The following is a 13,681-nucleotide window of genomic DNA, read 5'->3' as shown; positions in this document are numbered from 1 at the left end:
ATGACTCAAAATATCACAAAACTCAATACCGTTCTCAACTACGTAAAAGACACCTTCGTAGGAAAAAATGATGTCGTAGACCTGCTGGGAATATGTCTTCTGGCCAAAGAAAACGCGTTTTTATACGGACCACCGGGAACCGCAAAATCTGCGATTGTAAGAACGCTGTCCAAAACAGTGAAAGATGGCAAAAACTTTGAATATTTGCTGACCCGTTTCACAGAGCCCAACGAAATTTTCGGGCCTTTTGACATCAGAAAATTAAAAGAAGGTGAACTTCTTACGAATACGGAAGGCATGATGCCGGAAGCTTCATTGGTTTTTCTGGACGAAATATTCAATGCCAACTCGGCCATCCTGAATTCACTTCTGACTGCCCTCAACGAAAAAATATTCAAAAGAGGAAAAGAAACGAAACAACTCCCAGCCCTTATGTTTGTGGGAGCCAGTAATGTTCTTCCAGAAGATGAATCTTTAAATGCATTGTTTGACCGTTTTCTGGTGAGGATTAATGTCGATTATGTAAATCCTGAGTTGCTGCAGCAAGTTCTTATTGCCGGAAGAAAATTAGAAAATGAAACCGAGACGGAAATTCCCGAAATTCTTGCAGATGAAATCAGGGAACTGCAAAACCTGTGTAAAACCATAGACCTCAGACCCATCTATGAAGTGTATTTAAATACCATCATCAGCCTGAGAAATACCGGAATTGCGATTTCGGACCGTAGAGCCGTAAAACTTCAGAACCTGATTGCGGCCAGTGCCCTGATCTGCGGAAGAAATGAAGCCGTACTTTCAGACCTGTGGGTCCTGAAACATATCTGGGATACTGAAGAACAAATCGAGATTCTTGAAGGCATTATCAACAGAACCATTGAAAAAGATGATCATCCAAACTCCCATCCACAAGCCATGCAGAATAAAACTCCCAATCCGGAGGAAGTCATGAAGGATGTAAAAATCCTGGTGGAAAAATGGAACAGCGGAATGCTGAGTTTTGAAGAACAGAATGTGATCAAAGATAAATTAAGATACCTGCAGACCCGATGCAACTGGATCAGAAATCCTGAGCAGAAGCAATATATTCAGCAAGAAATTGAAAGCTTATGGCAGAAGATCCTTCAAAGTGTGTAAAAGAATTCTGGGCAGAACTTCCGCGGGCCAATGAAGATTTTCTGGGCGCTATTCGGGACTGGAAAAATGTACAGATTGCAGTAGACGACGATACGGTTTGGCTGAAGGGTTTTACCGAAGAACAGGCTGTATCCGCAGATATCCGGCAGCTACCAAACTTTATTCTGTACGAACTGCGCAACGGACTTTTGTTTAAAAAAGAAGCACTGGTACCCAGCAAAAAGATGAGAACAGCTTTGCTTTGGTCACCTATAGATAAAGCATTACGACTTACGTTTCCTGCTTCCAACAACAATTATTTTGGGATCAGCGAAAAAGTGGAAGTCAGATTGAAACCGGGGAATGAAGAATATCCTGCTGTATCACTCTTAAGCTCAATAACAGAAATTAAAGACAGTATTCCTGCACAGCCGAATTTCAAACTGGATAAAATAGAATGGACAGTGATTGACGATAAAGCATTGTTTCTCGGAACACCGCTGTTGAGCCTGCCCGGAAAAACCTACTGGACCAGAGACGGTCATCTTTTGCCTTCAGGTTTTGATTTCGAATTTAAAAATCTGAGTTCACTCCTGCAGCAGCAATATAACAAAATGTCGGACAAATGGCTGTTATGGAACGAAGACGGAACCTATCTTCCCATTAAGAAAGAAAATTTCCGGAAACTTTCTGTAAGCTCATTCCGTCTTACTGAAAAAACAAAAGAATGGATCTGAACGAATATTTCCAATCATACGAAAACTACTTTTGGGAGTGGGAAACCGACGAGGATATCGCCGGTGATTCCGGATACCATGACTACAATCTTATCTCGATTCCCGGGGTTGGGGCTATAGCTTACAGGCCTTACATCATGGAAATCCTGAAAGAACTTCAGCCGCAGGGATGGCCTCCTTTTGGAGCATTACTCATGGTTTTATATGCCATGCAGGATGGATACACAGATTTCGCAGGCCCAATGAAACATACCGCTACTTTTCACAGCATTGGAAATTTTGATTTCACCGCTGACAAGAGTATTGAGTTCCTTGAAAAGATCAAATCATTAAATAAAGTCTATAAGTACGGACAGAACAGAATTATATTGCTTCAGACCCTTTTCCAGGATGCCCACAACAGAATAGCTCCCGGCAAAGCAGAAATGATTCTCAACATCTACTACAAAAGACCTCATATGCTGGCAGCAAGTGCCGAAAAAAAATATGCAGGACCATCGGCGATCAACAGAGACCTGAGCGCATTACAGCTGTTAAATGAAAAATTCCCTACCGTCCAGTCTATCATTGATGCTATGCGGGATCATATTGATGAACCTGAACTGGATGACGAAGTCGTAGAGGAAGAAATCACCGTAGAAACCGATAAGGATTTTATCCAGCAGCTCATAGAAGAACCAAAAACATTCCAGGTAGGAAGCCTGATAAAGAGGATTTGGAGCGGACTTAGAATACCTATGCGTCATTTATCCCCGGGAGAACAGCCCATCGGGGGAATTTCCGATATGGCCAATAAAGGCGATCTTCACAGAATGCTGCTTTCCGAATTTGCGAATGAAGATGAGGTGTTCATGAATCGTATTGCCAATAACGAAGCACTATACATCCAGAGAGAAATACCGCCGGAAGAAAATATTTTTGAACGCGTCATTCTAGTTGATACCTCCCTGAGGAACTGGGGTACTCCAAAAGTATTGGCTTTTGCGTCGGCTATTGCTGTGATCCGTCATCCAAAAGCCCATTCAGAATGTAAGGTTTTTGCTATGGGGCAGGCTGGATTACCTATATCTCTCGACAAAACGGAAGATGTTATTGAAAATCTGAATCAGGTGAGTCCGGTTCTCGAAGTGTCAGAAGCATTGGGCAAGTTTTTCAATGAAGAACATACCGAAAAAGATATTGAAGTTTTCTTTATTACCCATCAGGAAAATTTAGCTGACGAAAAGATCAGAAAAGTAATCCACGAAAACAGAGACCGACTTAAATTCCTGATCACGACCTCATCAGACGGAGAACTGAATTTTTATAAGCATCATAAAGGAGCCCGGAAACATATCCAGAAGATAAAACTTCCGCTCCAGGAATTGTGGGCGAACCCACCTCAGCGTAAACTTAAAGCGACTACCGTTAATGGTAAGAAAACAGATCTTCCACAGAATTATCCGATCCTGTTTCCAACGCCTTCCAATAAAATAGCCCAGTTTTTATATGAAGGGGAATTTTATATTTTAAGTTCCAAAAAGCAGTTGCTGAAAACGTATCTTTCCGATAATTATTATGACCGGAACTCCTATGATTATTACAAAACATACCATGGATGTGAAGTGCTGATCGAAGATATTTCGGTAAAACCAAGAGGACAGTTTGCTCTGGCAAAAAACAGACAGCAACAATTCATTCTCTGCCAGTATCAGCCTGATAAAAAACTGATTTCAAAACTAAACCTGAATACAAAAGAATATTCTGAAATAAATACGACTGGACTGAATATTCCGAACTCATACCATCTGACGTATTTCGGAAGAAGCTTTTATCTGCATCAGCCCATGAATTCCTCTCTTTATAAGATCAATTTGGAAGGAAATATATCTGTAGAATCTGTATTTAATGATGATCGCGAAATAGATAAGAATATTGCAAAAGCTGAAACCGAAGTCGCCAAGCTGGACCGCAGCGGAATGAAGATTATCAGCAACTTTAACAGACTGGGAATCAATGAAAATAATAATCTTGTGATTTCCGGAAATGAGCTCTCCAGATTATATGATAACTCATTAAATCTTTATAAAAACAGATGTACTATTAAGATTCTTGCAGAACAGAACAAAAATAAATTTACATTTCAGGACGGAAGTGAAATCATCACAGATGCCCGTGGAATGCTTACCTTTAAAAGCAGCAATACCGGAATTCCTACTTTTTATATTCCCTCTACAGAATATGGTTTCCTGGCAGTGTCTACCCATACAGAATATGGAGGTTCAGAATATTATCTTCCACAACAGACCTTGTTGAAAGTAAAAACTCTGGAAGAAATGTATTCCCAGTATTTAACAGCATTTATTGATCAGATCTTGGATTATGGAGCTTAGAATAAAACCTTTTCCGAAAAACAGCTATCCCAAAAAGGGTCTTTTGATCAAAGATTCTTCCCCTGGAGTATGGCTTCATGAGCTGGAAGTTTTGGGAGTAGATCTCAATACAGTAAAATCCTATGCTATCCCGTCAGATCAGCCCAATGTTCTCTACGGATGTTTGATTGTTTTTTATCATGAAGCTCCTCAGGAAATTGGAAAAAATGCCTATTTCCAGTGTGTAGACGATCAGCTTTTTATCCCTGAAAATACTGTATTTTATCCTAAAGTCAATCCGGAAGACTGGAAATCTGCAGGAGCAAAATTGATGATCATGCACCCTGAATTTGGATTGGTTAAACTCTCGGAAGAAATAAACTGGATTTCCTTGCTGCAGGAACCTGGAATAGCAAAAGGTAAAGTAAGAAAACCTTCCAATGGAGTGAAAACACCTCAGCATATCGAAAGCTTTACGGTGGAGATGGATGATGAAAAAATTCTGGCGGCCCTTCAACAACCCAAGAATGAAGAAGAATGGATGAAAAACCTGCCTTTTGACCTTAAAAAAGTAATGGCCGGAAATAAAAAAGAGATTGAAAAATACTTAAAATATATAGAACAATATCCTGACAGAGCTGTAGAGCTGGGAGTTCCACTGGATATTATGGGAACTTCCCGGGGAGACGGTTTTGGAAAATTCACTTTTGGAGACCGCTGGCTAAGTGCTTTATTCGGAGGTTCCGGAGATCAAAAAGAAACGGCAGGAACCCGGAATTTCCGTAAAATATTTTGGGCAGTGGTCATCATCGCGATACTTTTCAGAATTTTTATGCCTTCAGATCAAAACAAAACAATCAAAGAAGATTTTCTTGTTTCATCGGGTAAAATTATGAACGGAGCCGATAAAAACCACGCAGATATGATTGCCTACCAATCCGGCGTGACGGATATTGATATGAAAATTGATTCTATTTACGGAAAAACAAGAAAAAAACTTTCCAGTGAATATTCTGCAGCAGGCGCTGCCATGTCAAAAGATAAAAACGAAAGAGAGCAGTATAAAAAATCAGGAGGAAGAAACCTTGGAGAAGTTGGAAATGATATCGAAAAACTCAATGCCAGAGAACAGAACAGCAGAGATTCCCTGAAAATTGTTTACTCAAAAAAAATAACGAAACATCTGGTGCAGCAGGAAGCAACCATGAAACGTCGCATTTCAGATTCCCTGAAACAATACAGCAAGGGAAAACCTGTCAATGGTGAAGTGGTGAAATTTGTTTTAAAGAAAAAACAGGTACTCATGGCAGATTCGCTGGGACGACTCTATGGAACGCTTGACATGATGCAAGCTCCTCCAACTCCCGTTAAAGATTCAAAAATAGGAAAGCTCGAGTCCGGCGATAGCAATTCTCCTGAAAAAACAGAGGTTTCAGATATCCTCTATCTTGTAATTTTTATGTTTGGAGCTGTAGGAATTTACTCTTTCATCTTCAAAAGGAAATCATTAAACCTTGGTGGAGACAGTGTCCCGCTTTGGGTGAAGATCATTTTGTCGGTATTCCTTGTTGCTATGCTGGTGTATTTGTTTTATCCATTGATAAAAATGTTTGGATACAACTGGTTTGTATGGCTTCTGGTAATTTGTGTGATTCTTCTCCTTTACCGCCTGTTCAGCGAGGACAAAACTATTTTAAACCCTGACGACGATGAATAAACAGAAATTTATAGACAAATTCCTGATTGCATTTATGATCCTGGCCGTGTTTAAGATCATAGGAATTGGAGCACAGCTATTTCACGAAAGCTTTTGGAGTGTTGTAGGAACGCTGGCGATTTTCCTTGTGGTAGCCTTTGTCATCATGATCATCATTACTGCTTTAAAAGATAAGGAACAGAACAGGAAAAATTCTGGCAAGCGAGGTTCCGGCGGAGGAAATTTCTATCTCGAAGCTTCATTGTTTGACAGAATTCGAAGCAAATATGAAGAGCTTGCTGAAAAATACATTGCCGATAAGGATTATAAAAAAGCAGCAAAAGTGTATATGAATTTGCTTCAGGATAATTTTCGCGGGGCAAAAACCCTGGAAGAAGGTGGTTTTTACAATGAAGCTGCAGCAGTGTATCTTAAAAAACTAAACAATAAAGCAGAAGCGGCATCCTGTTACGAAAAGGCAAAACAATACAAAAAAGCCATCGACCTGTATAAAGAAATGCAGCAGAAAGAAAAAGTAGGGGATTTGTATAAGGAACTTAACGATATCCATAATGCCCACGGCTATTACCAAATGGTAGTAGACGATTATACTGCCAACAGTCAAATGGTAAAAGCTTCTCTGATCTACAGTAAAAAAATGGAACAGCCGGAGGAAGCTCAGAAAATACTGCTCAAGGGATGGAATGAAGATAAAGATGCCTTCAACTGTCTGAATAATTATTTCGCCAATGTTTTTGATATCATAAAACTGGAAAAAGAAATCCATAAGCTTTATCAGAAGACCCCTTCCTATAAAAAGACGATCTACCTGGAAGCAATGAAGCATGAGTTTAAAAAGGATCCGAAACTACAGCCTGTAACACGAAGTATCGCCTATGAAATTATTGCAGAAAAAGTAGGTACCCGTTCTGAGATCATCAATGAACTGAAATATTTTAATCCCGATGATAGTGTGATCCTGAAAGATATTTCAAGGTTTAAAACGGGAAGGAATAAGATGTTGAGAAATTAATAAATTTAAAGATTTAAAAATTTAAGGATTCAAGCATTAAAAAAATAGAAGAAATTTCTTATAACGGCAAATAAAAGGTGGCTGAGGTACTCGAAGCCACCGTCTCAAAAGCCCTTAATTGAACAATTTTCACAGGCAAACTATCCCCCTGTTTAGTGAACCAAAGTATTATTTTCATTGCTGAAAAACAATTTTTCCTATCTTTGCGCCAGAAAATTATGACACTACAAAGAGCACATATCAATGTAAATCTATGCGATAGCCCTTCAATAAAAGGATTATTCGGATACGAATGGATGATATGGAATGAGGCGAAATGTGCTTGCTTTGAAAATTATTTACAATAAACCCGTAAGAATTTAAACAAAATACCGCAGAAACGCCTCGATAACTCGAGGCGTTTCTTGTGTTTTAGGCCATAAATTATTTAGAATGAAAAAAAATAACCATACAAACAAAAAAATTTTAATTAACAATGTCAATTTAATACGATAAATAAGAGTGATAAGTAACCCGATGAGAGACAGTCATTTAGGTATTTAAGAGATCCGCAGGATATTGCGGACGGTTATTCTTTATGCTAAAAATACAGTTTAACTTGTTGATTATCAAATAATTAATTGAAAAATAAATTTGCAGATTAAAAAATTTCATACTTACTTTGCAACCGAAAATTGAAAGCAACAGGTTTTCAGGATTCAAAAACTTTTTAAATAACAGGAATATAATGAAACAATTACATAACATATCTAATCAGTATTCAAGACTACACGGACAGGAGCCGAAAGGATATCCATGTATTCTGGATAGTGAATTTATACATAAAAGGTGCTTATATACGTAGGTCTCAGTGATCTGACACGTCAAAATATATACAGCACCTCCCGAAAAGAGGTGCTTTTTTTATGGTTTCTTTAGCTTATATGGTAAAGCGTCGGTCTGTGGAACCGGAGAACAGGGTTCGATCCCCGAAGATACCCAAAGTGAATAGGAATAATGAATTTTGGTAAGAATGAATGGTCAATAGTGAATAATGAATTTAAAATTGGCAAGCAAAGCAAATTGACAATTAACCATTCACATAGAAAAACAATCTCATAGCTCAATTGGTCAGAGCACCGGTCTTTTAAACCGGGGGTTGAAGGTTCAATTCCTTCTGAGATTACAAAACAATTCTGTAGCTCAATTGGATAGAGTGTTGGTTTTCTAAACTGAAGGTTAGAGGTTCGATCCCTCTCAGAATTACAAAAAAGGTCTATTGAGGTAAAGGCTAACCTGCCCGACTGTCTCTTGGGCACTGCGGGTTCGATTCCCGCATAGACCGCAAGGTTCACGGAAAATTTTAGCTCCGGCTGTCTCCCGGCAAAAAAATTGGAAACCGAACCTGAAAAACTGGAAAGATAACGGTGGTTGTTTACCCGTCTTGGACGCGGGAGGTTGCAAGTTCGAATCTTGCTTTCCAGACAAGTTTTGCTTGGTGTAAAAGTGAATAGTGAATAGTGAATTTTGCTTCGCAAGTGAATTTTAAAAAATTGACAGTACAACGAATTGACAATTGACCATTCACAAACAAAAAACAATTTCGTAGCTCAAGTGGTTAGAGTGTCGGTCTGATACGCCGAAGGTTGAAGGTTCGAGTCCTTCCGGAATTACAAAAGATGCAAAAGATGCAAAAGTGAATGGTGAATAGTGAATTTTGCTTCGCAAGTGAATTTTTAAAAATTGACAGTACAACGAATTGACCATTGACCATTCACAAACAAAAAACAATTTCGTAGCTCAAGTGGTTAGAGTGTCGGTCTGATACGCCGAAGGTTGAAGGTTCGAGTCCTTCCGGAATTACAAAAGATGCAAAAGTGAATGGTGAATAGTGAATTTTGCTTCGCAAGTGAATTTTTAAAAATTGACAGTAAAACGGATTGACCATTGACCATTCACATAAAAAAATGATTTCGTAGCTCAATGGTAGAGCGCCGGTCTGTTAAACCGGAAGTTGAAAGTTCGAATCTTTCCGGAATCGCAAAAAACTAAATGTTAACTGTTTCAAAAGAGAAGAAATAAGGTGTGTCAAGAGCAGAAGATCTTTACGCCAAATATGGAAAATACCGACAGCCCTTTTTCTTTTTTTATTAGAAGCTAGATTTTAGAAGTTAATAGGGGTGTAAATTCACTATTAATCATCAATTATCATTTATAATCCTATCTGATGGTTCGCCGAAGGGGAAGAGTCGGGGCGGTCTGCAAAACCGTTGCGTAAGCTGAGTGGGTTTAAAATGTGAAATATTCGTGAATTCAATAACAAAAATAAAATGGTTATGAACAATCCCATAACCATCTCAAATAACTAAAATGAGATTAGTTCCGGAGAAAAAGTAAAAGTTTGTCGAGCGCAGAAGTTCTTATATCAAACTAAAAATTAAGACAGGCTTTGTTTTTCTTCACAAAGGGATTAGAGATTAGAAATTAGAAGTAAGAGGGAATTATAAGATTACATATCACTTATCATTATAAAATTTAGTTAGTTCAGAAGAAAAAGTAAAAGTTTGTCGGGCGAAGAAGTTCTTATATCAAACAAAAAATTAAGACAGACTTTATTTTTCTTCAAATAGAAATTAGAGGTTAGAAGTTAGAAAATTGCTCATTACTAATTATCTATTACTCATTATACTGGGAAGCGCGCCGGAGTTGGAGAGTCGGGGCAGACTGTAAATCTGTTGCTTATTGCTGAGTAGGTTCGAATCCTACTGCTTCCACAAAAACCGCTGATAATGTAACGGCAGCATGCAGGAAAAGTACTCTTGTTGTTCAGGTTCGATTCCTGGTTAGTTGGTTTACACGCTCCATTCGTCTAACGGCTAGGACGCCTGCCTTTCGAGCAGATGATAAGGGTTCGATTCCCTTATGGAGTACAAACGTGAATGGTCAAAAATCAATGATGAATAAATAATACCATGAAAGTTCAGATCGAGGAGATAAAATTGATCCGATCATTCACAAATTTATAAGTAACGAGTAATAAGCAATGAGTAATCAATGGTGAATGGTCAATAAGTCAATTTTTTAAAATTACTCATTACTTATAAAACCTGCAGAAATGGCGGAACTGGCAGACGCGCTTGATTTAGGATCAAGATATTGAGGGTTCGAATCCCTTTTTCTGTACAAAACATGAATGATGAAAGATGATTGATAAATACCCATAGGACTATGTCGGGATTACTCATTACCAATTACTCATTATATATAAACAGGGATCAGTGGTGTAGAAGGTCTGCACATTTGTCTGAAAAGCAAAAGGGAACCGTTCAATTCGGTTTTGATCCACAAAAAATGATTCATAGTGTAATGGTTTAGCACACAAGACTCTGACTCTTGTTGTTCAGGTTCGAGTCCTGATGAATCAACAAAAAACTACTCTGATAGTGTAATGGCAGCATCTCAGTCTCCAAAACTGATGGTATTGGTTCGAGTCCGGTTCGGAGTGCAAAAAATGAAGGTCAATAGTGAATCGTCAATGGTGAATTTTATAAAATTGACTGTGAAACGAATTGACAATAGACAAATTAATATAAAGCAGAATTTAAAACATGTAAAAAAAATGGAAACGCAACAAGAAGTATGGCAGAATATGAAAGGAAATTTTTTCCAGAAATCTATCACCCAGCTGGTAGAAGAAGCCATCATCCGCGAACAGGCTAACGGTCACCGCCTGAAAGTATGTGTGGGCTCAGATTCCCACGTTTACGGCGAAGCGATCAGCTATGCTACGGCAGTAGTATTTGTACGGGAGGGAAAAGGAGCGTTTACCTTTATCAGAAAAGAAAGACAAATACAGAAGATCAGTATCAAAGAAAGAATGCTGAACGAGGTCAACAGATCCGTAGAAATTGCTTACGCTATCTGTGCCATTCTGGATGCTTATGGAGTGGAAATGGAGGTACACGCAGACATTAATACCGACCCTGATTTTAAATCAAACACAGCATTGAAAGATGCTATGGGATATATTCTGGGAATGGGATATGTGTTTAAGGCAAAACCTTATGCATTCGCAAGCTCCAATTGTGCTGATATGATGGTTTAAAAAAAATGTTAAGACAAGCTTTCGGGCTAAAAAAATAAAAACAATGGAAATGACCAAAAGACTATTATTTCTGGACGATATAAGATATCCGATTGAAGCGTATCATTATACCAAACAGGATATTTTCCTCAGAAAAGACTGGCATATTGTTCGCAATTACGAGCAGTTTGTCAACAGAATTATGGAAAAAGGACTTCCGGAACTCATTTCTTTTGACCATGACCTGGCAGACCAACACTATCTGAAACCGGATTCTCAGGAATATACTGAAAAAACTGGCTATGACTGTGCCAAATGGCTGGTAGAATACTGCATGGATAATTATTTGGATCTGCCAAAATTCTATTGTCATTCAATGAATCCGGTGGGAAAGAAGAATATTCTAAGCCTTTTGGAAAATTTTAAACAATTGTAATCAACATTTTCAGATCAGCGCAAAAAGATTGCGTTCTTACTTTTTTACTTTGCATAATCAAAATATCAAAGATTACTGAAAAAAAGGAGATGAAGATGATTGATGGAAAGGCAGGAAAATATTCCAGGCCTTTTGGAAAACGATAAAAAAACTAAAAACTAAAAAAAATGATTTTCAAAACATATAACTCTATAGAAAATGCTTACCAAGCCCGCGTGATCGATCAGATCAGGTTGCAGGGATTTGGGGATGAGGTTTTCATCGTGCAGGAAAAGGTTCATGGTGCTAATTTCTCTTTCTTTACCGACGGGAAGGAAATTAAAATCGCGAAGAGAACCGCTTTCATTGAAAAGGATGAAAAATTCTACAACGCACACCACATTTTAGAAAGGTACAGAACAAATGTAATCGATGTGTTTCAAAAGGTTAAAACCATTCATCCGGAATTGGAAACGGTCGTGATCTACGGTGAACTGTTCGGAGGTGGCTACAAACATCCAGAAGTAGAACCCGTAAAAGAGGCCATCAAAGTACAAAAAGGTATTGAATACGCACCTCATAATGAATTCTATGGATTCGATATTAAATTGAACGGTACTACTTATTTGGACACCGATGTGGTGAATCAGATTTTTGAGGAAACCGGATTTTTCTACGCAAAGGTTTTATTCCAGGGCAGCTTGGAAGATGCTTTGAGGTTCCCGAATGTATTTGACTCTAAAATTCCGGCTTGGCTTGGCCTACCCGAAATGGAGAACAATAGGTGCGAAGGAACGATTGTCAAAACTTTGAAAACCAGATATTTTGGAAACGGCGCCAGAGTTATTCTTAAAAATAAGAATGACAAGTGGGTAGAAAGATCTAAAATGGTGAAAAAAGACCATAAAGAAACTCATAAACCGGCAGATTTTTCAGAAAATGCTCAGAATATCTGGGAAGAAATTCAGAGGTACGCTACAGTCAACAGATTGAATAATGTGGTGAGTAAAATTGGAGAATTTGAACCCAAAATGACAGGTAAGATCATAGGTCTTTTTGCTCAGGACATTTTGGAAGATTTTGGAAAAGATTTTCCTGATGCTTTCAATTCTATAGAAAAAGATGAACAGAAAAGAATCAACAAAAAGTTGAATACTTTAGTGATTGATCTTATTAAAGAAGAGTTGATGACTCTTAAAGTTTAGTTTCGGTATATTTTTACCGGAACTTTTTTATGTTTAAAAACGAATACAATGATACAGGCAGAAATAAAAAGTCTTCTGAGAGAAGACATCAGCATATTAATAAAAATTGCAAATTCAGGAAAACACTATTTGTGTGACTGCGGTGAAGCCAGCCAGCTGACGGTAAAAGAAATACAGTCGGTTTCAGCAGTGTTCATCAGTCATACACACATTGATCATTTTTCGAATTTTGACGGAATTTTCAGACATCAGATTGGTAGTGGAGAAAGAGTGGTGATCTGCGGACCGAAAAATATTCATCATCAGATTGAAGCGCGGTTAAAATCTTACACATGGAATCTGATTGATGAAAAAGCCATTGAATATGAGATCCGGGAGATCATTTCCCTTAAAGAAATCAATGTCTATAACCTTCGTCCACCACACTGGAATCTGGAACTGGTGAAGACACAGAACTTTCTTTTTGAAGATGATCAGGTAAAAGTTGATTTTGCCATTCTCGATCATAAAACAGATTCCATTGCGTATATGTTCAAAGAAAAAGATTCAGTCACCTTTCATGAAGAGGCTTCCGGCTTCAGAAAAGGAAAATGGATCAGCGAACTGAAAACGGCTTTTGAAAATAATGATACGGATCTGGAAATTCAGATTGAAGGAGCAGCTTACAAAGCAGCTGATCTGTTTCATTTACTGACGAGAAATCAGGGTTACAGGCTTGGGGTAATCATGGATCACGCAGCAGATAAAGAAAATTATGAAAAGATAAAAGCGGTGTTCAGCGAGGCAGATCTTGTGTATATCGAGAGTTTCTATAAAGATTCAGATCAGGAATTTGCAAAGCTCAATTATCACAGTTTTGCATCTGCATCCGGAAAGATCATGAAAGAATGTCAGGTGAAAGAAGCCGTTCCCATTCATTTTTCAAGACGATATACGGAAACGGATGTTATTGAGATTGAAACAGCTTTTTATAAGGCATTTCGCGAAAATTAATTAAAATTTAAACTACAAAAGAATTGATTTTCTTAAACACAAACACCACAAATGATCTCCACAAATAAACACAAT

At 38.1% G+C, this 13,681-nt stretch carries 9 protein-coding genes and 14 tRNA genes; all 23 read left to right on the top strand.

The window, feature by feature from the left end; genetic code table 11:
* The 23 genes from EG346_RS01830 to EG346_RS01725 all read left to right on the top strand — a co-directional run bounded on the left by EG346_RS01830 (nucleotide 1) and on the right by EG346_RS01725 (nucleotide 13,606).
* Complete coding sequence (locus EG346_RS01830) at nucleotides 1-1,134, top strand: AAA family ATPase (protein WP_123876800.1); 1,134 nt, start codon at nucleotides 1-3, stop codon at nucleotides 1,132-1,134.
* On the top strand, nucleotides 1,107-1,850 hold the full coding sequence (locus EG346_RS01825) for a hypothetical protein (protein ID WP_123876799.1): 744 nt from the start codon (nucleotides 1,107-1,109) through the stop codon (nucleotides 1,848-1,850). Before EG346_RS01830 ends, EG346_RS01825 begins: the two co-directional genes overlap by 28 nt.
* Complete coding sequence (locus EG346_RS01820) at nucleotides 1,841-4,222, top strand: hypothetical protein (protein WP_123876798.1); 2,382 nt, start codon at nucleotides 1,841-1,843, stop codon at nucleotides 4,220-4,222. Before EG346_RS01825 ends, EG346_RS01820 begins: the two co-directional genes overlap by 10 nt.
* Entirely contained in the window at nucleotides 4,212-5,918 is a 1,707-nt protein-coding gene (locus EG346_RS01815; protein ID WP_123876797.1) for a bpX3 domain-containing protein, read from the top strand. Before EG346_RS01820 ends, EG346_RS01815 begins: the two co-directional genes overlap by 11 nt.
* Nucleotides 5,911-6,930, top strand: coding sequence for a soluble NSF attachment family protein (locus EG346_RS01810; protein ID WP_123876796.1), 1,020 nt, complete (start codon nucleotides 5,911-5,913; stop codon nucleotides 6,928-6,930). Before EG346_RS01815 ends, EG346_RS01810 begins: the two co-directional genes overlap by 8 nt.
* Nucleotides 6,931-7,837: 907 nt before the next feature.
* Nucleotides 7,838-7,910: transfer RNA gene (locus EG346_RS01800), tRNA-His, on the top strand.
* Nucleotides 7,911-8,021: 111 nt separating this feature from the next.
* A tRNA-Lys gene (locus tag EG346_RS01795) sits at nucleotides 8,022-8,095 on the top strand.
* Between the two features lie 6 nt (nucleotides 8,096-8,101).
* Nucleotides 8,102-8,175 (top strand) — tRNA-Arg (locus EG346_RS01790).
* A gap of 7 nt (nucleotides 8,176-8,182) precedes the next feature.
* Nucleotides 8,183-8,254: transfer RNA gene (locus tag EG346_RS24685), tRNA-Asp, on the top strand.
* 68 nt (nucleotides 8,255-8,322) lie between these two features.
* Nucleotides 8,323-8,394, top strand: a tRNA-Pro gene (locus EG346_RS24680).
* Between the two features lie 114 nt (nucleotides 8,395-8,508).
* Nucleotides 8,509-8,582, top strand: a tRNA-Ile gene (locus tag EG346_RS01785).
* A gap of 116 nt (nucleotides 8,583-8,698) precedes the next feature.
* Nucleotides 8,699-8,772 (top strand) — tRNA-Ile (locus tag EG346_RS01780).
* A 106-nt stretch (nucleotides 8,773-8,878) separates the two neighbouring features.
* Nucleotides 8,879-8,950 (top strand) — tRNA-Asn (locus EG346_RS01775).
* A 650-nt stretch (nucleotides 8,951-9,600) separates the two neighbouring features.
* Nucleotides 9,601-9,683, top strand: a tRNA-Tyr gene (locus tag EG346_RS01770).
* A gap of 84 nt (nucleotides 9,684-9,767) precedes the next feature.
* Nucleotides 9,768-9,839: transfer RNA gene (locus EG346_RS01765), tRNA-Glu, on the top strand.
* A 179-nt stretch (nucleotides 9,840-10,018) separates the two neighbouring features.
* Nucleotides 10,019-10,092 (top strand) — tRNA-Leu (locus tag EG346_RS01760).
* A gap of 89 nt (nucleotides 10,093-10,181) precedes the next feature.
* A tRNA-Phe gene (locus EG346_RS01755) sits at nucleotides 10,182-10,254 on the top strand.
* A 7-nt stretch (nucleotides 10,255-10,261) separates the two neighbouring features.
* Nucleotides 10,262-10,334 (top strand) — tRNA-Gln (locus EG346_RS01750).
* A 9-nt stretch (nucleotides 10,335-10,343) separates the two neighbouring features.
* Nucleotides 10,344-10,414: transfer RNA gene (locus EG346_RS01745), tRNA-Trp, on the top strand.
* A 114-nt stretch (nucleotides 10,415-10,528) separates the two neighbouring features.
* Nucleotides 10,529-11,014, top strand: coding sequence for a ribonuclease H-like YkuK family protein (locus EG346_RS01740; protein WP_073331853.1), 486 nt, complete (start codon nucleotides 10,529-10,531; stop codon nucleotides 11,012-11,014).
* Between the two features lie 49 nt (nucleotides 11,015-11,063).
* Entirely contained in the window at nucleotides 11,064-11,429 is a 366-nt protein-coding gene (locus EG346_RS01735; protein ID WP_394343271.1) for a cyclic-phosphate processing receiver domain-containing protein, read from the top strand.
* A gap of 167 nt (nucleotides 11,430-11,596) precedes the next feature.
* A complete protein-coding gene (locus EG346_RS01730; RefSeq protein WP_123876794.1) occupies nucleotides 11,597-12,613 on the top strand; it encodes an RNA ligase, Rnl2 family in 1,017 nt (338 codons plus the stop codon).
* Between the two features lie 48 nt (nucleotides 12,614-12,661).
* A complete protein-coding gene (locus EG346_RS01725; protein WP_123876793.1) occupies nucleotides 12,662-13,606 on the top strand; it encodes an MBL fold metallo-hydrolase in 945 nt (314 codons plus the stop codon).
* Nucleotides 13,607-13,681: the final 75 nt, after the last annotated feature.

This window comes from Chryseobacterium carnipullorum, from assembly GCF_003815695.1.
GTDB lineage: Bacteria > Bacteroidota > Bacteroidia > Flavobacteriales > Weeksellaceae > Chryseobacterium > Chryseobacterium carnipullorum.
This window is presented reverse-complemented; position numbering and strand designations above follow the sequence as displayed.